This window comes from Bifidobacterium adolescentis ATCC 15703 (assembly GCF_000010425.1).
Lineage (GTDB): Bacteria > Actinomycetota > Actinomycetes > Actinomycetales > Bifidobacteriaceae > Bifidobacterium > Bifidobacterium adolescentis.
Genome location: NC_008618.1, coordinates 499,957 through 517,253, shown reverse-complemented (window position 1 = coordinate 517,253; position 17,297 = coordinate 499,957). Strand labels below are relative to the sequence as shown.

Here is a 17,297-nt window from a genome sequence, read left to right as displayed (position 1 = left end):
TTCTTCCGTTCGGTTCTGTCCGATTCCGCCCGGTAAAGCGCACTTACGAATGGTTCGACAGAATCAGGCTCATCGCCTCGGTCCGCGTGGCCGCGTCGCGCATGCATCCTCGCACCGCCGAGGTGACGGTACGGGACTGCGCCTTCTTGACGCCACGCATGGCCATGCACATGTGGTCGCATTCGGTGACCACGATCACGCCACGCGCGTCGATGCCTTCCATCAACGCGTCGGCCACCTGCTGGGTAAGCCGCTCCTGCACCTGCGGACGGCGTGCGTACAGTTCCACCAACCGTGCCAGTTTGCTTAAGCCCGCCACTTGGCCGTTCTGCGGGATGTAGCCGACGTGGGCCACGCCATGGAACGGCAGCAGATGATGCTCGCAGACGGAGAACAGCTCAATGTCGCGCACCAGCACCATTTCGTCGGTGTCCACCTTGAAACGGGTTTTCAGCACTTCCTCCGGCCCGTGTCCGAGGCCGGCGAACAGCTCCTTGCACGCGCGCCCGATACGGTCCGGCGTGTCCAGCAGACCTTCACGGTCCGGATCCTCGCCGATGGACTTCAAGAACAGGCGCACGGCCTGGCGCACGCCTTCCTCGTCATAGCCGACAGGCCCGGCCGCATGAGCGGCACGGGCCTTGTCGTCGAGGAGGGTATCGAAATCGGTATCGCTCATCAGTTGGTCAATCCTGCGCTTTTCTTCAGCTTGTCGGGAATCGGGACCGGCGGAATGTCGGAATCGGGACGCTTCTCGTCGCTCAACCAGACCTCGCGCTTCGGCGCCTTCTTGATGTTGGCGAAGATGGCGGCAAGCTCCTTCTCGTTGAGCGTTTCCTTGACGAGCAGCTGACGTACCAGCTCGTCGAGGATGTCGCGGTTCTCGTTAATGACGTTCCATGCTTCGGTATGCGCGGTCTCCACAAGCTTGAGCACTTCCTCGTCGATGATTTCGGCGGTGTGCGCGGAGTACTTGTGGGTGAGCGCGCCGAGATCGCTTTGCTCGTCGTCGGACCACTTGATGGCGCCCAGCTTCTCGGAGAAGCCGTAGTCGAGCACCATCTGACGCGCGATGTTCGTGGCCTTCTCGATATCGTTGGACGCGCCGGTGGTCGGGTCGTGGAACACGACCTCTTCGGCGGTACGGCCGCCCATGGCGTACGCCATCTGATCGAGCAGCTGGTTGCGGGACATGGAGTAACGGTCCTCGGTTGGCATGACCGCGGTGTAGCCCAGTGCACGGCCGCGCGGCAGAATCGTCACCTTGGTCACCGGATCGGTGTCGTTCATGGCGGCCGCGACCAGCGCATGGCCACCCTCGTGATATGCGGTGTTGCGTAGCTCGTCGAGAGCCATGCCCTTGGAACGACGCTTCGGACCGGCCTGAACACGGTCGATGGCCTCGTCGATGGCGCGGTTGTCGATGAGCTGGGCGCCGGCACGGGCGCACAGCAACGCGGCTTCGTTCAACACGTTGGCAAGGTCGGCGCCGGTGAAGCCCGGCGTGCGCACGGCGATCATATGCAGGTCGACGTCCGGCACGAACGGCTTGCCCTTGGCGTGTACCTTCAGAATCGCCTCGCGGCCTTCCAAATCAGGTGCTTCGACGGCCACCTGACGGTCGAAACGACCCGGGCGCAGCAATGCCGGATCGAGCACATCCGGACGGTTGGTCGCAGCGATGATGATGAGGTTCGTATCGTTGCCGAAGCCGTCCATCTCGACGAGCAGCTGGTTCAGCGTCTGCTCGCGTTCGTCGTGGCCACCGCTCATGCCGGAACCGCCACGCTTGCGGCCGACAGCGTCAATCTCATCGATGAAGATGATGGCCGGAGCGTTCTTCTTGGCCTCATCGAACAGGTCACGCACACGGGAGGCGCCAAGGCCCACGAACATCTCCACGAAGTCGGAGCCGGCCATGGAGTAGAACGGCACGCCGGCCTCGCCTGCGATGGCGCGCGCCAGCAGCGTCTTACCGGTGCCTGGAGGGCCGTACAGCAGCACGCCGCGCGGAATGCGGGCGCCCAAAGCCTTGTAACGGGACGGGTCCTTGAGGAAGTCCTTGATTTCCTCGACCTCCTGCACGGCAGCGTCTTCGCCGGCCACGTCGGAGAACTTGGTGGTCGGGGTCTGGCCGTCGAGCAGTTTGCCGCTGTTCTTCTTGCCGCCCATGCCGAACATGCCGCCGGCGGCACCGCCCATACGGCTCATCAGGAACCAGAACAGGCCGAAGATGATCAGGAACGGCAACAGCGAGGTGAGCAGGTAGGTCCAAATGCTGGTCTGCTGCATGGACGCGGTCCAGCCCTTGGCCGGATCGGCCTTCTGCACGGCCTTGACCACGGCCGCGGACTGCGCATACGTGTAGTAGAACTGCACGTTCTTGCCGTAGTTCTTCGTACGTCCGGTGTCCGGGTCGGTGGCGGAGTAATCGCTCGACAGCTTGAGCTTGACCTGCTGGGTGTTGTCCACGATCGTCGCATACTCGACGGTGTTGCCGTTGAGGATCTGCATGCCATCCTTGGTGTCGATGGTCTGCGAGCCCGCACCGGCGAAAAGCTGGAACATGGTCACGGCAAGCAATGCCACGACCACAACCCACAGCCACGGCGACTGCCAGAACGGACGGGGGCCGTTGGACTTGTTGCCGTTCGCCCCGCTGCCACCGTTCTTGCCGTCATCGTTGCGGCTAAACGGATTGGTGAACGGGTTACTACCCCCGTTGGGCTTGTTGCCGCCGCCATTGCTTGGCGGCTGGTTCGGACCAGGGAAACTCATGCCTGACCTCCTTCATAGACTGACGGCTTCAGCACCGCGATCGAATCGAGGTTGCGGTAGTACTCGTCGTAATCCAAGCCGAAACCGACCACGAATTCATCGGGAATCTCACGTCCCTTGTATTTCACATCAACATTGACCTTGCGACGTGCCGGCTTCTCCAGAAGCGCAAAAATTTCCACGGAAGCCGCTCTACGGCGCTTGAGCTCGTCGACCAGCCAAGCCAGGGTGATGCCCGAATCGATGATGTCCTCAACGATCAGCACATGGCGTCCTCGCACATCCGTGGACAGATCCTGACGAACCGTGATCTTGCCGCTCGACTCCGTGCCGGAACCGTAGCTCGACAGGCTCATGAAATCCATTTGGACCGGAATGCTCATGGCCTGGGAGAACGCCGCAAGCGTGTTCACGGCTCCCTTGAGCACGCAGACCAGCAGCGGGTTCTTGCCACGATAGTCTTCACTGGCTTGTGCCGCGGCACGGTTGATGATGTCGGAGATCTCTTCTTTGCTGATCAGCTCGTGATCAATGTCTTCTTGTACGTCAGCGATTCGCATGCCCACCATCTTGGCACATGCGAATGACGTGTTTCTGGCTATATGCTGAATATCCGCTGGGAAGATTCACACGTGGCCGTTCACAGCTTCGGCAGACCGGCCACGAATGTGTCGATGGCCGCCTTCGCCGCCGCGAAATCGGTGGGATTGTTGACGATCACCGCGAAGGTCAACGCTCCGCCGTTCAACCGCGACACATTGCCGGTCATGGAGGTCACGTCGCCCAGACTGCCGGTTTTCACACGGATCAGCCCCGCTTCGTCAGCATCGTTCAGACGGCTCTCAGCGGTGCCGACGAAGCCCATGACGGACATTCCTTCGGCTGCGGCCGCCCCCGATCCCGCAGCCAGATTGCGCAGTTGCACTTCGAGCAGGGTGCGCGCCGTCAGTTTCGAATCCTCCGTAAGTCCCGAACAATTGCGCATGTCGAGCCCGGTCGTAGTGATGCCTTTGCGCTCCAGCACGCTTTTTACAGCCTGCACCGCGCCAGCCGGCGAATTGTCCGCGCCGACCTGCAACGCCAGCAGCCTGCCGAATTCCTCGGCGAGCGAATTGTCGGAATGCCGCATGGTGAACGCCATAATCTCGTTCAACGACGCCGAACGCACGGAGGCAAGCGGATGGGATGCCCCCGCAACCGTGCCTTGCGATACAAATCCCTGAACCGTGATGCCCTGTTCGGCCAGCCGCTGCTGGAACACCAGCGCCGCGTCACGCGCCGGCTGCATGCTCAATGCCGGATACGCCGAGAACACATCAGGATTGGCCGGACCTGTCCCGTTCCAATTCCTGCCGCCGTCCACGGCCATGGAAGCTGTCGGGGCGTAGTACAGGTGGTCCGTGTCGAGTTCGGCGATGCCTTGCGGCCAGCGGTCGTTGCCGAACAGTGTGTCGTCATAAGCCAATGTCACGGAGGTGATGCCACGCTGCCGCAACGCCTGTGCGGTCCGCCCGGCAAGCGTGCCCAATCCGGCACGTCCGTTGATGTGGTTCGCGTCGGACGCTCCGGCTCCCAACAGCATGTCGCCGTTGCCTTTGAGCGCCAGCCGCGCGGTGCCGTCCTGGGACTGTTCCAGATAGGTCTGCGTGTCCAGGGTCTTGCCCATGTCGAGTTCGACGGCGGCCGCATACGCCGTCAACGTTTTCATGGTGGATGCTGGCGTGCGGGGCACGTCGATGTTGTTTTCCGCGACCACGTTGCCCGACGCGTCGGCGATGGCGATGGAGAATTCGCCGCCGAAGCCGGCGGCTGAGGCTCGGAACGCGTCGGTCAGCGCGCGCGCAGCGGCCGGATCGATGGTCTTGGAAGCGTCGATGTCGGCGATCACGTCGGCCGCCTCGATCGAACGGCCGGCAGCGGCGGCCGTCGAATGTTCGACATGGCGCAATGTGAGGACGCCCGGTACGACATCGCACATGTCGGCCACTGCATAGCCGACGCACAGTGCGACGGTGGCCACGACGGAAACCGCCACCGTGATTGCTCGGCGTCGTCGCGTATAGCGGTAATCGCCAGCGTCATCCATAGCCAAACCACACCCTCTCTTCGTCATCTTTTCACCATCCGCACCGTATGGATCGCCACGAAACATCTCATGACCGTTCACACCGCCGCGGGCAAGCCTCAGCCCTTATGCTCGATCGGCTTCCATTCGGACTTGGCGAACACCGCCTGGAACGAAATCGGCACATAGCTCAGCATGTAGATCGGGAAGGCCAGCACGTAGGCGAGCAGCTCCTTGTTGGTGGCGCCCACGTGATCGCGTTCCGCCACGATGGTCAATGCGGCGAGTCCCATCATGCCGATCACCGATATCACAATGCCGGATGTCCAGCCGGTCAGCGAATTCAGCTGGCTTTGCCATGTCACGAAACCGCAGGCGGCGAACAGCATGCCCAACAGCACGCGTGCGATGCCGAGCACGGTGAACGGGCACAGCAGCAGCGTGAAATCGACGGCGGAGAAATCACGTTCCCTGACCGCGCGCTTGATCAACGCCGGTCCGTAATAGCGGAACACCTGCAGGAAGCCCTTGCTCCAACGCAGGCGTTGACGCCAGCTTTGCGCGAAGGTGACCGGCTGCTCGTCGTACAGGATGGCGGTGCCGCAGTAGCCGATGCGGTCGCCGTGCAGCACGCTGTCCATGGTGAATTCCAGATCCTCGGTGAGTAGGTGGAATTTCCAGCCGTTGTTGCGACGCATGATCTCCTGGGAGAACATGAAGCCGGTGCCGCCCACGTGGCAGCTGTTGCCGAGCCACATGCGGGAGGCGGAAACGAAGCGCGATTCGCGGATGAACCACAACGCGGAACCGGACGACACCCAATTGTCGGACAGGTTCACGGAATTGCGGTAGCTGGTGAGGATTTTGAAACCGGCTTGGAAGCCCTTGTTCATTTCCTCGATGTAGTGCTTGTCGAGTTTGTTGTCGGCATCGAACACGAAAAAGGCGTCATACGGGTCGGATGCGCCCGACTCGTTCATCTGGTCGAGCAGATAGGTCAGCGCGTAGCCTTTGCCGACCTGCTCCTTGTTGAATCGTTCGATGACGTGGCATCCCATGTTTCGGGCCACTTCGGCGGTGTTGTCGGTGCAGTTGTCGGCCACCAGCCAGATGTCGATGAGCTCGCTCGGATAGGTTTGCGAATGCAGACAGTCGATGAGGTTGCCGATGACGTTCGCTTCGTTTCGCGCGGAAATCAGCACCGCGTACCGTTTGTTCATCGGCGCTTCGGGGAACTTGATCGGCTTGGCGAACAGCGAGATGACGATGCAGACCGCTTGGTAGAGCATGCCGGCGCCGCCCAAAACCACCAGCACGACATCAAGTACGCTCAGCAATACCATTAACGCCACCTACTTCTCGGATTGTCATCCGTTCCCTGCGATTGCGACCCGTCCGCTACCTGCGGTCCGGCTTCCGTCTGCGCTCCGTCCGCTTCCGCGGTTCCCCGCAGCGGCTTGCGATCGACCCCGTCCAACACGCGCTTCGGAATGGCGACGGTCTGCGATTCGTCGGCATCCCCGGTCTCGTCGGACCGAGTGATATTGTACGCCTGCTCCTGCAGGAAGCGCACGTCGTCGGGAATCGGCACATGCGCGCTCGACCCCTGCACGGCGCGCGGCACGGCGTGCAGGTGCTCGCTGATGACTTCGGCGCCTTCCACCAGCTTCGACTTCTTGTCCGGAACCGGATCGTCCATCAGCGGCGAATCGACCAGATCGTACCGCTTGGTGTAGGTGCGGGCGATCGTCTGGATCGAGGCGACGATAGGCAGCGCCAGGAACGCGCCGATCGCGCCGAACAGCGAGCCGAAGGCCAGGACGGCAAGGAAGGCGACCGCATCGTTGACGTCCATGGTGCGGCGGGAGATCTTCGACGCGAAGATCAGGTTTTCGATCTGCTGGTAGACGCAGATGAACGCCACCACGGCGATCGCCTGCCACAAACCACAGCTGCCCCAGGCGAACAGCACCGGCAACGCGCCGCCGATGTACGTGCCGAGCATCGGGATGAACTGCGATACGACGCCGCAGAACAACGCCAACGGCATCCAATACGGCACGTGCAACGCCATCAGGCAGATCGAGGTGAAGAACGCGTTGAGCACGGCGAGGATGGCACGTGAGAACAGGAACGATGAGATCTGCGTCTGGCTGACGGTCCAGACGAACAGGAACCGGCGCTGCGCGGAGGGAGCCATCCACTGGCAGGCCGCGCGGCGCAGCTTCGGGCCGGCCGCCGAAATGTAGAACGTGGTCATGATCACCGTCATGAGGTTCAGCAGGAAGCTGAAGAATCCGGACACCGTGCTGATGGCGGTGCCCGCGAAATCCGTGACCCACGAGGTCTGGATGTTCTTCAGAATCTCACCGCCGAGACTGTTGATCTCAGGAAGCTTGAAATCCGTGTATTGCGCCACGAAATCGCAGATCTGCTGGTAGAGGGCCGGCAGACCGTTGCACAAAGCGATGACCTGCTGCACGAACAGATTGCCGAACAGACCGAACATCACGCAAAGCAGGACACCCAACATCAGCAACGCGAAAATCGAAGCGAACGAACGCTTCCAGCCATGCTTGACCAGCGGAATCACCACCGGCTCCACGGCGAGCGCCAGGAACAGCGAGATGACGACGTCGATGATGAGGTATTCGATTTTGCCCCAACTGCGCCAGCAGAAGGAGAGCAGCACGATGGCGATGGCGATGTACAGCAGCGCGCGACCCAGCCATTCCGGAGGTCTGCGTGGATCGCCTTTCGCAGGGAACAGCGTGCCGAGATCCCAACGCATTTCGTCGGTATTGCCGCACTGTCCGGACGTTCCCGTCCTCTTGTCCGTATCCATATGCTGTTCGCGTTCGCTCATGGCTCCTTATTGTAGACAGGCACCGTGTACGGGCTGGAACCTATTCTTGAAACCATGCTGAACGTTTCAATTGTCATCCCCGCCTGGAATGAACAGGAGCGTATCAACGATTGCCTGCTCAACGCCACCCGGCAGACCGTGATGCCTCATGAGGTGATTGTCGTCGATAACCGTTCCACTGATTCGACCGTTGCCGTGGTGGAGCAGTTCATGAAGGACCATCCGGAAGCGCCGGTGAAGCTGCTGCATCAGGATGATGAGCAGGGTCTGATTCCAACGCGTGATTATGGTTTGAATCATGCCACCGGCGATATTCTTGGCCGTTTCGATGCCGACTGCATGATCCGCCCGGACTGGGTGGAGGTGGTGTCCGGCATTTTCACCGAGGATCCGGATGCGATGGGCGCCACCGGTCCGGTGATGTATTACGATTTGCCGAGCCGTCATTTCGGGCTTCGCGGGGACAATTCCACCCGCAAACGTATTTATAGGGCCGATGATGGGCAACCTCTGCTGTTCGGTTCCAACATGGCCCTGCGCGCCACCGCCTGGCGCGAAATCGCCGACGAGGTCTGCCAAGACAAGGCGGATGTGATGCATGAGGACATCGACATCTCGCTGCATCTGTTGGGCAAGGATCTCAAGACCGTGTATTGTCCGCGGATGATCGCGGGCATCAGCGCACGTCGTATGGACACGTCTCCGGCATCGTTCCTCAACTATATGCGCCGTTTCAAGAACACGTTCAACGCGCATCCGCAGCATTACCGCAAGCACAAGCCGGAAATCCTCATCACCGCGTTATATCCTGTGATGCATCTGCTGTATCCGGTGTGGCAGAAGGTGTTGAACACCGCTGATATCAATCCGGCCGAGGCCGCGTGGATCAACGAGCAGATGGAATTGGCCGAACAGGAAGGCCATGAGCTGTATGACGACACTCCCACTGATGAGGAGTGGAGCGAGAAGCACGAGGAATAGCGATTAGGTATAGCGATTATTCGCGGCGTATTTTCCGCGGATAGCGAACGGACGGCACCGACCATGCGATCGATGCCGTCCGTTTTGTTTTTACGATTGCGGTTTTGCGATTGCGCCTACCGCAGTCGGACCTACATCAGGCTCTTGTAGATGGCGAGGATGTCTTCCTGGGTGGCCTGGCGCGGGTTGCCCGGCGTGCACACGTCGTGGAAGGCGTCATGGGCCAGCGGCTCCAGGTCGGCTTCGGTGGCGCCAACTTCGGAGATCTTGGTCGGGTTCTTCAGATCCACGGTGAGCTTGTGCACCGCCTGGACGGCCTCTTCACGCACGGTTTCGATGTCGCCGGTGTAGGCGTCGGCGATACCGAAGGCGTCGGCGATGTCACGGTACTTCTCGCCGGTGTAGTCCTTGTTGTATTCCATGACCGGGGCCAGCAGGATGCCGTTGGCCACACCGTGCGCCACGCCGAGGCGGCCGCCCAGCGGGTGGGCCATGCCGTGCACCAGACCGAGGCCGACGTTGGAGTAGGCCATGCCGGTGATGTAGGAGGCGTAGGCCATCTGTTCGCCGGCCGGAATGTCTCCATCGGCGCTCTTGGCGAGGTTCTTGGCGATCATGCGGATGGTCTGCATGGACAGGCAGTCGGACAGGCTCCACGCGCCCGGTGTGATATAGCCTTCGATGGCGTGGGTCAGGGCGTCGAGTCCGGTGGCCACCTTGAGGCCGCGCGGCATGGAGTCGGTCAGGTCCGGATCCACGAAGGCGACGATTGGGATGTCGTGCGGGTCGACGGCCACGAACTTACGCTTGTTGGCCGTGTCGGTGATCACATAGTTGATGGTCGTTTCGGATGCGGTGCCAGCGGTGGTCGGCACACCGAAAATCGGCACGGACGGGTTCTTGGTGTCGGCCACGCCTTCAAGGGACAGCACGTCGGCGAATTCCGGATTGGCAGTCACGATGCCGATGCCCTTGCAGGTGTCCTGCGGGGAACCACCTCCCAGGCCGATCAGGAAGTCGGCTCCGGAGGCTGCGAACTTGGCGACGCCATCCTGGATGCATTCGACCGGCGGATTCGGCTTGACGTTGTCGAACACCTCATACGGCATGCCCGCCTCGTCAAGAACGTCGGTGACCTTCTTGACGGTGCCGGTCTCCAGCAGCACCGGATCGGTGACGATGAACGCCTTGGTGAAGCCATGGGACCTGGCGACGCCCGGAATCTCCTTGATGGCTCCGCGGCCGAAATACGCGGTCTGGTTGAAAATCATGCGATAGACCATAGTGCTCTCCTTTAAGCGACTGTGTGTTCAAGCGAAGACCACGGCATCCATTGCCGCGGCCAACGGTTTCATCATAAGCCCTTTTCCATGCGAGGAAGCACCCACGACACACAATTTTTTCGTCAATATCCCACAACACCGGCAAAACCGGACAGCATGCCGTCCGATGCCCGAAATCCTATTCTTCGGACGACGTGTCTTCTTTGGCGAACACCCACATGACCTCGTCCACGGAATGGGTGTCGGGGAAAATCGTAATCAGGAACCGTTCGCCGTCGTTTCTGACATAGGCGTACCGTATAGCGCCTTCCCTGCATATCCGGTCGCGGACGTAATCATAGTCGAACAGCATGCGGAAGCCGTCCCGGTAGGCCGGCGCCACCAATTTGTCGCAATAGTCGAGCAGCATCTCGTGGAAGGAACCGCCATGTTTGTCAAGCATTTTTTGCACATAGCCGGGAACCACGACCGGCCGTTGCGTATCGGCACGCAGATTGACCACATAAGCGATCGAATACCGTGTATTCAAATGCTGCAGCAACGATTCCATGTCTTTGTTGCGTACCAGGATGTCCTCAAGCTGCTTGTTCAACGTGCGCAACTGCCTTTTGCCGCTGCCGCTGGCGTAGTAGCGCTTCTTGTCTTTGCGCATCTCGTTTTCCGCCTGGTTGACCAGATCCGGAATATCCTCGCCGTCATCGGATTCGGCCATGCCCACGGACAGCTCGCAACCGTGATCAAGCAGCTCCTGACGCATATATTCCATCTGTCGGGCGCTCTGCGCCATCGAATGGGCGAAACTGATGATCACGAACTCGTCGCCGCCGATGCGGTAGATATTATCGTCGCCGAAATAGGCGCGCGCCGCATCCGCAAGCTCGCACAGCACCACGTCGCCTCTGGCATGACCCAAATGATTATTGATCTCATGCAGGCCAATCAGATCTATGTACATCACCGTCAACGGCTTGTCATGGGTGGCTTGGATGAATTCCACATCATCGTCGAAAGCGTTGCGGTTGAGCAGCCCCGTCAATGAATCCCGTCGGTACTCCTCGCCGTTCAACCGGACAAAGGACTCTATCGGCAGGTTCCGGCCAACCATCACCACGGCCCATGGATCGCTTTCGGAGCATTCACGTGAGGGAATCACCGCGAAGGAGATTATGCCGGTTCTGGCCAGCACCTCACTGCGGTACACTCCGAACGCGGATTTCTGCGAGAACAGCAGCGAACGGAGCGAAGCCAGATCCATATCAGCACGGAACCTGTCGGCATCGTCCGGATGCACCACGCGTTCGGCGATCAGCGTCTGCACGTAGGTTTCGAAATCATCGGTTTCCGGCGTCGGCAGTATGCCATCGCGTTTGACCGCGCGGTACTCGCCCGTCTTCACATTCAGTCGGGAGAGTTCCGCCACGCCATTGGCCAGAATCTCGAAGGTGCTGGCGGCGAGCGCGGACGTCTCAAGCATGGTACGGCCGTTGACGGGCACATAGCTGCCATGCATGAAATCGTTTGACATATCCCAGAAATGCCGGTCGTCGGGACGTTCGGCCAACAGCTTCTCCATCCGTCCCACCGGAAGCGGTTCGTGGAAGTAATACCCTTGGATGTACCGGCATCCCACGGACAGCAGCTGGTCGACCTGCTGTTTGGTCTGTGCGCCTTCGGCGATGACCAGCAGTCGCAGCTTTCTGGCCATGTTGACCACCGATTCGACGATTTTCAGCCCTTTGCTGGCATTGTCCTCATCGAGGTCGATGAATTTCATGTCAAGTTTGATCACATCGACGTTGATGTCCTTGAGCATGTTCAGCGACGAATACGCCGATCCGAAATCATCCATCAGCACCGCGATGTTGTCCGCATGCAGCTTGCGGATGGTGCTTTCCACTTTGGACAGGTTCCTGGCCACGGCGCTTTCGGTGATTTCCGCTTGGAGCAGCCGAGCGTCGACATCGTATTCGTTCAGCAGTCCGGTGAGCGTGTCCGCCACATCCATCTGGTCGATGTCCACCATGGAGACGTTCACGGAAATCGGCACCAGATTGCGGCCCTCACGTTCCCAACGTGCCAGCATCCGGACCACGGAACGCCATACGAACACGTCCAGTCGGGAGATTTGTCCGGCCTGTTCCAGCATGGGAACGAACCTGCCCGGAGATACCACACCATATTTGGGGTGGTTCCAACGCACCAGCGCCTCGGCACCGACGATGGCACCCGTAGCCGCATTGCATTTGGGCTGCAGGTAGAAGCAGAACTCGTTGTTGTCGAACGCACGGTCGATCTCGTCGAACGTCAGCTCCGGCACAAGCTCGTCGGTGGACGGCGTCCTGCCCATTTCCGGTGTGTCAGCCAAACAGATTCCTTCCTGTCACCACGTCCTATCCGTGATATTCACCGTTGTACTGTATCAGGGTGACGTCCTCAACACCCTCGATGGCACGAATCCGCTCGGCGAACGTCATGTCCTTGTCGTCGCAGAACACTTCCACGGCCATCTCCACATGGTCGCCACGCATGGTTTTGGATTTGACGAAGAACTTCGTGCGGCCGAACGCGCGCGTGATGTCGTCCCCGACCGCGTCGGAAGCGTAATGGATCACCGCGATGTACACGCGGCCCTTGTCCTGATGCGAATAGAACAGGGCGAGCATGCCGATCATCACCGCGCCGGCGACCACCACCAGCAGATACATGCCCGCGCCGGCCGCGATGCCGGACGTGATGGCCCAGAACAGGTACAGCAGGTCCATCGGATCCTTCACGGCGGTACGGTAACGCACGATGGACAACGCGCCCACCATACCAAGCGAGATCACGATGTTCGTGCTGATGGCCAATGTGACCATGCAGGTGAGCACGCACATGCCCACCAGCGTCACCGCGAAGCTGCGCGAATACACGACGCCCGTGTAGAACCGCCGGTATACGCAGTAGATGACGATGCCCACCAGCAGCGCCACCAGCAGGGCCAGCGCCATTTTGGGCACGTTGTATTGGCTGAAGGAGTTCAGCACCGATTTCTTGATCATGTCGTTTACGCTCATGGTTTCGTTTTCTCTTTTGCGATTGTTCGGTTATTACGTTTTCTACGATTGCCGATGTTTTCGGCTGCGCGTTTTCGTCCGTCTGTTTTCGGTCTTCCGCGATACGTCCGACCGGTGCGCTCAAGTCACACGCTCGGCACGTTCCAGCCTTCCTGCCAGTAGTCGAAACCCCGCAGATACGAGGCTTTGTCATAGCACAGCACGTATTTCGAGGCGGCCGTTATCTCCTGCGCCTTGCCTGGCAGAATGTCACGCACGATCTGCGGCAGGAATTCGGTGAATTTGACCTCCATCACCAGCTTGCCCGGCTCAAGCACGGGCAGGGTGGGCAGGGTGCGGTCGAAGATGTCGAATCCGTCGACCGCGGCGCGCACGTCCATGTCGAACGTGACGCGCACCGTGCCGGCGTCGAGGATCCATGGTTCGCGTTCGTAGTCGACGATCACCCGAGGCCGCAGCACATTGCTCACGTATTCCACGTAGAATTCCCGGCACAGCTGATGTTCGCTGTGTTCCATGAATCCGACGTCGCCGGCCAGTATCCGGTCGAACTGCTCGTGCGTGAGCGGCGCGTCCTCCTTGTAAATCCAACTGTCGCTTTTGCGCTTGCGTTCCAGCTTGATCACCCGGTCGCTGTAGTCGTAGATGCGGATGCGGTATTTTTTACGTGTCAGCACGCCGTCCACTTTTTCTTGGTAGGCGGTGTTCCAGTAATCGTCGAAATACAGGCTGCGGATTGTATAGCTGCCGTCACGGGCATGGCTGTCATGGTCGAGCAATGGTGCCATGCGCACGTTCAGGTCGGCCTTCTGACCGTACGAAATCAGATATTTGAGCTCGTGACGGTAACGTTCCTCGCAGCGGCGTGGCGGCATGGCAAGCTCCTCGCCGATACGCCGCCCGACGCGCCGCCCGATTCGCCGCAGCAGCGACGTCGAGGTCTCATCACTGCCCATTGTCGTCCTCCACGACCTGGCCGGACTTGATGTAGAAGCATTTCGTGCCGTACGTCTTGCCATGTTCCGTGACGTAATAGTTGAAGGCGTCCTGCATCTTGCCGGAGGTGTTGCGCGCACGCACCCGAACGAAATACTGTCCATCGGACGGCAGGTCCATCACGATTTGGGGCAATGCCAGATTGGTCTTGCTAAAGACGACGTCCTTGCATAGATAGTCCTTGGCCACGGTGATGTCGTAGCTCAGATCCTCGCCTCGGAAGTCGAACGAGGTGTCCCAGTTGATTTTGAGCTTGCCATTGTCGGCTTGCGGCGCGCCGATGAAGAACGGCATGGGCTTGTCGTAGCTTTCCCGGTAGGTTTTGTAGTTCTGCTCGATCTCATCGTGCAGTTGCCCGGCCACCACGTCATACTGCGCGCGGGTCAACGGCTCGTATGTGGAATCCGGCGTTTTCCACAGGTACTGGTTGGTGATGGATTCGTAGTGGCTCACCATGCCGTTGATTCGATTGGCGTTCATGTAGTTGTATTCCCGTTTCACCGCCGTGTCGAGTTCGTCGCGGAACGACTTGGTTTGCAGGCAGCGGCGGAACAGCACGTTGCCCCAGTAGTTGCTGACGCCCTGTTCCCAGCTGGAACCTTCGGACGTGTTACGCAGCTGGTTCTCCTTGCGCATGAGCATGCCGTCATTGTCCCAGTCCAGCACATAGAAGGTGTCGGAATTCGTAGGGCTGTACAGGTACATGTTGCGGCTCTGCGTGTCGGTGTTGCCGGTCAGCAGCTGGAACGCCATCCAGTATGCGAGATTTTCCGTATCGAAATATTTGCCGAGGATGCTGCTCATCGGCACCGAATAATCGTTGAGCTGGTTGAGCATGGCGATGAGTTTGGTATGGTCGCTGTTGCCTTTGACCTCCAGCTTCTCCTCGAATTTCGACAGATTGTATTTGGGATCGTCGGCGAGTCTGATCACGTCCGCGTCGCGTTGGAATTCGAAGTAGTTGACCTTGTACAGCTGGCCGTTCTTGTCGAGGCCGTGCGCTTGGAGCGCGCTTTTGTTGAGCTGCTCCACCTGCGTGTACAGGCCATAGTCGTCGAAGGAGTTGGAACCGGAGGTTTCGTCCTTGACGTACAGGTGCACGAATTGCGTGCGCAGTCCCATCATCTGGTCGATGCCGCGGATCAGGTCGTATGCCATCTTGTTGCGGAATCGCAGCCCTTCGCCCATATGCTTGTTCAATGCGATGGTGCGCTGCCCGCGCCATTTGCCTTTGCCGCTTTTCAGCTCGATTTTGTAGTTCTTCTGCTTATTGAGACTGGACGACTGGCCGCGCACCTGCACGGTGGCGTTCGGCGCTTTTTCACCGTAGCCGAGTTCGCCGGATACAGGCCCCTGTTCGTCGCCGACCTGCAGCAGACCGTTGACTTGGTACCGGTTGGTGCGCATGGCCGCGTAATCATCCACGGAATACTGGTTGATTTCGCTCCAACTGTGGTCGGTGCCTTCCGACTTGTTGCCGCGCGAGACCGTCAGATACATGGTTTCCACACCGCTGTCGTCATACACCTTGTACAGCGAGTCGTTGTCACGCAGATGCGCGCCGTCAAGCCCCTGCGTGGCGCTTTTCTTGACTTTCTCATGCTTTCCTTGCGATTGCGCCGCCGATTTGTCTGCCGTGGAACCACTGTCCGCAGCGTTTCCGCAGGCGACGCAGGAGAACGTCGTCACGACCGTGGCGATGATCGCCACGCATTTGAATATGGCATTGCGGCCGCACGGCCGATTACCCATCGTCATTCGTCCGTTCCTTTCCATGCTTTCCACGCTTTCCCTCATGATTCCTTCCGTCCGAAAGTTCCATGCAGCCGTTCGCCGAATTCGTCCAACGCTTCGCCCAGTTTCGTAAACCATCCGCGCTTTTCGGTCGCCACAATCGGCTGCGCGCCGAGCACACGATACGGCAGATTGTCGGTGAACACCGCCAATCGCACGACCGCGGCCAGCAGGAACGCCGACGCGCCCAGCAGGAAGCCGAATCCCATCAGCGTGACCGGAACGAACTGCGAAATAACAGTCAAGACCGTGGCCGACCCGGCGAATATCGCGGCGCAGCACACCGCGCCGAAGTAATCAGTGAAATACAGCAGAATCATCAGCATGGTGTTGCCGACCGCGTACAGGGCGTATCCGACGCACAGCACACGGAAATAACCATGCATGCCATCGTTGAAACCGAGCGGCAGCACGCCCAACACCATCTTTTCCAACGAGATGACCGCCGCGGTGACGAACAGCTGCTTCAACGCGGTGTAGTACAGCTCACGGTTGAGCACGGCGAGCATCTCGCGTTCGGCCACCACGATGTCCTTCACGGTGCCGCCGTCGTTGAGCAGCGCGTAGTAGGCACGGTATTTCGGATAGAAATTGACTTCCACCGACACCACGAAATTCACGGTGGTGATCAGAATCGTCAGGAACGCCAGTAACGCGGGCACATCATAGTAGGGGGCACCGTAGAACAGTCCCTTCACATGCACGCCAAGCGGACCACACCAGGTGATCACCAAGTGGGAGAACAAGCCGAGGGTGGTCAGCAGTCCCGTCAGGGCGAGCGGCAGGAACCGGTCCAGCCATGCGAGGAACGTCCACGGGCTTTCCGAGCTTTGCGGGAAATACCGGTGCAGCAGCACCACGTCCCAGACCATCATCACGCCGTAGCCGAACGCCACTGCGGCCAGCAGGCTTTCCACCTGCGGCAGGCCCAGCGCCATCATCGCGCATGCGGACAGGAACGCCACGACCACCGCCGCGACGAACGACCACATGATGCCTTGGTAATCCTTGATGGCCGTCAGATAGCTCATCGCATTCCAATTGACGATCATTTCCAGGAACAGCCATAGGCAGAGTAACCCCTGCATGAGGGTCGCGCCGGAAAACAGCAGGAACACCGCGTACAGCACCGCACCCACCGCCAGCATGAGGGTCGTGGATCCCCAGAACGATGGAAGAATGGTCTCCTCATGATGTTCGAACAGCATGTCCGCAAGGAAACGCGTCACCGGCATGGACAGGAAGCTGGTCAACACCAATGAGGCGAGCAGCGTGTACGTGATCATGCAGACCAGCAGATTCTGGTCCGCGCGGGGCACGTGCCACCAACCGCTGACCGCCAGCACGCCGAACTGCAGCAGGATGCCCAGCAGCATCGGTCCGGTGCAGATCACACCGGCATAACCGTAGGCGCGCACCATGGCGACCAGGCCCTTGCGGTGGAACAGTTTCTTGAGTTCGAATCCGATTCCCGCCAT

At 59.8% G+C, this 17,297-nt stretch carries 13 protein-coding genes; 1 reads left to right on the top strand and 12 read right to left on the bottom strand.

Annotation, left to right across the window (positions count from 1 at the left end):
- Positions 1 to 43: 43 nt before the first annotated feature.
- The 6 genes from folE to BAD_RS02160 all read right to left on the bottom strand — a co-directional run bounded on the left by folE (position 44) and on the right by BAD_RS02160 (position 7,709).
- Positions 44 to 679 (bottom strand): GTP cyclohydrolase I FolE, encoded by a 636-nt coding sequence (gene folE, locus BAD_RS02185; RefSeq protein WP_011742876.1) that lies wholly within the window; start codon positions 677 to 679, stop codon positions 44 to 46.
- Positions 679 to 2,778, bottom strand: a complete 2,100-nt coding sequence (ftsH, locus tag BAD_RS02180; RefSeq protein ID WP_011742875.1) for an ATP-dependent zinc metalloprotease FtsH — start codon at positions 2,776 to 2,778, stop codon at positions 679 to 681. The genes folE and ftsH overlap by 1 nt, the downstream gene beginning before the upstream one ends.
- Positions 2,775 to 3,338: a hypoxanthine phosphoribosyltransferase gene (gene hpt, locus BAD_RS02175; RefSeq protein WP_172458544.1), complete on the bottom strand. Its 564-nt coding sequence runs from the start codon at positions 3,336 to 3,338 to the stop codon at positions 2,775 to 2,777. Before hpt ends, ftsH begins: the two co-directional genes overlap by 4 nt.
- An 80-nt stretch (positions 3,339 to 3,418) precedes the next feature.
- Positions 3,419 to 4,891, bottom strand: a complete 1,473-nt coding sequence (locus tag BAD_RS02170; protein ID WP_407918981.1) for a D-alanyl-D-alanine carboxypeptidase/D-alanyl-D-alanine-endopeptidase — start codon at positions 4,889 to 4,891, stop codon at positions 3,419 to 3,421.
- A gap of 71 nt (positions 4,892 to 4,962) precedes the next feature.
- Positions 4,963 to 6,186, bottom strand: a complete 1,224-nt coding sequence (locus tag BAD_RS02165) for a glycosyltransferase family 2 protein (RefSeq protein ID WP_003808260.1) — start codon at positions 6,184 to 6,186, stop codon at positions 4,963 to 4,965.
- The gene (locus tag BAD_RS02160) at positions 6,186 to 7,709 is read right to left on the bottom strand and encodes an AI-2E family transporter (RefSeq protein WP_011742873.1); all 1,524 of its coding nucleotides are present in this window, start codon (positions 7,707 to 7,709) and stop codon (positions 6,186 to 6,188) included. Before BAD_RS02160 ends, BAD_RS02165 begins: the two co-directional genes overlap by 1 nt.
- 54 nt (positions 7,710 to 7,763) lie before the next feature.
- Here BAD_RS02160 and BAD_RS02155 point away from each other — a divergent pair, with 54 nt between their 5' ends.
- Positions 7,764 to 8,690, top strand: a complete 927-nt coding sequence (locus BAD_RS02155) for a glycosyltransferase (RefSeq protein ID WP_003808256.1) — start codon at positions 7,764 to 7,766, stop codon at positions 8,688 to 8,690.
- A 131-nt stretch (positions 8,691 to 8,821) separates the two neighbouring features.
- On the opposite strand, the gene fucO is transcribed toward BAD_RS02155, so the two are convergent.
- From fucO to pelG, 6 genes are all read right to left on the bottom strand, one after another.
- Complete coding sequence (gene fucO / locus BAD_RS02150) at positions 8,822 to 9,973, bottom strand: lactaldehyde reductase (protein ID WP_003808254.1); 1,152 nt, start codon at positions 9,971 to 9,973, stop codon at positions 8,822 to 8,824.
- Between the two features lie 178 nt (positions 9,974 to 10,151).
- Entirely contained in the window at positions 10,152 to 12,338 is a 2,187-nt protein-coding gene (locus tag BAD_RS02145) for a GGDEF domain-containing protein (protein WP_041777254.1), read from the bottom strand.
- Between the two features lie 25 nt (positions 12,339 to 12,363).
- Positions 12,364 to 13,029, bottom strand: a complete 666-nt coding sequence (locus BAD_RS02140) for a DUF4956 domain-containing protein (protein WP_034524510.1) — start codon at positions 13,027 to 13,029, stop codon at positions 12,364 to 12,366.
- A gap of 125 nt (positions 13,030 to 13,154) precedes the next feature.
- The gene (locus BAD_RS02135) at positions 13,155 to 13,985 is read right to left on the bottom strand and encodes a polyphosphate polymerase domain-containing protein (RefSeq protein WP_011742869.1); all 831 of its coding nucleotides are present in this window, start codon (positions 13,983 to 13,985) and stop codon (positions 13,155 to 13,157) included.
- Positions 13,975 to 15,783, bottom strand: coding sequence for a CotH kinase family protein (locus tag BAD_RS02130; protein WP_041777480.1), 1,809 nt, complete (start codon positions 15,781 to 15,783; stop codon positions 13,975 to 13,977). Before BAD_RS02130 ends, BAD_RS02135 begins: the two co-directional genes overlap by 11 nt.
- A gap of 35 nt (positions 15,784 to 15,818) precedes the next feature.
- Positions 15,819 to 17,297: an exopolysaccharide Pel transporter PelG gene (gene pelG, locus BAD_RS02125; RefSeq protein WP_011742867.1), complete on the bottom strand. Its 1,479-nt coding sequence runs from the start codon at positions 17,295 to 17,297 to the stop codon at positions 15,819 to 15,821.

Excerpts from the sequence above, each read along its gene's own strand:
- ftsH (WP_011742875.1), bottom strand. The coding sequence starts at position 2,778 with ATGAGTTTCCCTGGTCCGAACCAGCCGCCAAGCAATGGCGGCGGCAAC.
- BAD_RS02165 (WP_003808260.1), bottom strand. The coding sequence starts at position 6,186 with ATGGTATTGCTGAGCGTACTTGATGTCGTGCTGGTGGTTTTGGGCGGC.
- BAD_RS02155 (WP_003808256.1), top strand. The coding sequence starts at position 7,764 with ATGCTGAACGTTTCAATTGTCATCCCCGCCTGGAATGAACAGGAGCGT.
- fucO (WP_003808254.1), bottom strand. The coding sequence starts at position 9,973 with ATGGTCTATCGCATGATTTTCAACCAGACCGCGTATTTCGGCCGCGGA.
- BAD_RS02135 (WP_011742869.1), bottom strand. The coding sequence starts at position 13,985 with ATGGGCAGTGATGAGACCTCGACGTCGCTGCTGCGGCGAATCGGGCGG.
- pelG (WP_011742867.1), bottom strand. The coding sequence starts at position 17,297 with ATGGCGGGAATCGGATTCGAACTCAAGAAACTGTTCCACCGCAAGGGC.
- folE (WP_011742876.1), bottom strand. The coding sequence starts at position 679 with ATGAGCGATACCGATTTCGATACCCTCCTCGACGACAAGGCCCGTGCC.
- BAD_RS02170 (WP_407918981.1), bottom strand. The coding sequence starts at position 4,891 with ATGACGAAGAGAGGGTGTGGTTTGGCTATGGATGACGCTGGCGATTAC.
- BAD_RS02160 (WP_011742873.1), bottom strand. The coding sequence starts at position 7,709 with ATGAGCGAACGCGAACAGCATATGGATACGGACAAGAGGACGGGAACG.
- BAD_RS02140 (WP_034524510.1), bottom strand. The coding sequence starts at position 13,029 with ATGAGCGTAAACGACATGATCAAGAAATCGGTGCTGAACTCCTTCAGC.
- hpt (WP_172458544.1), bottom strand. The coding sequence starts at position 3,338 with ATGCGAATCGCTGACGTACAAGAAGACATTGATCACGAGCTGATCAGC.
- BAD_RS02130 (WP_041777480.1), bottom strand. The coding sequence starts at position 15,783 with ATGACGATGGGTAATCGGCCGTGCGGCCGCAATGCCATATTCAAATGC.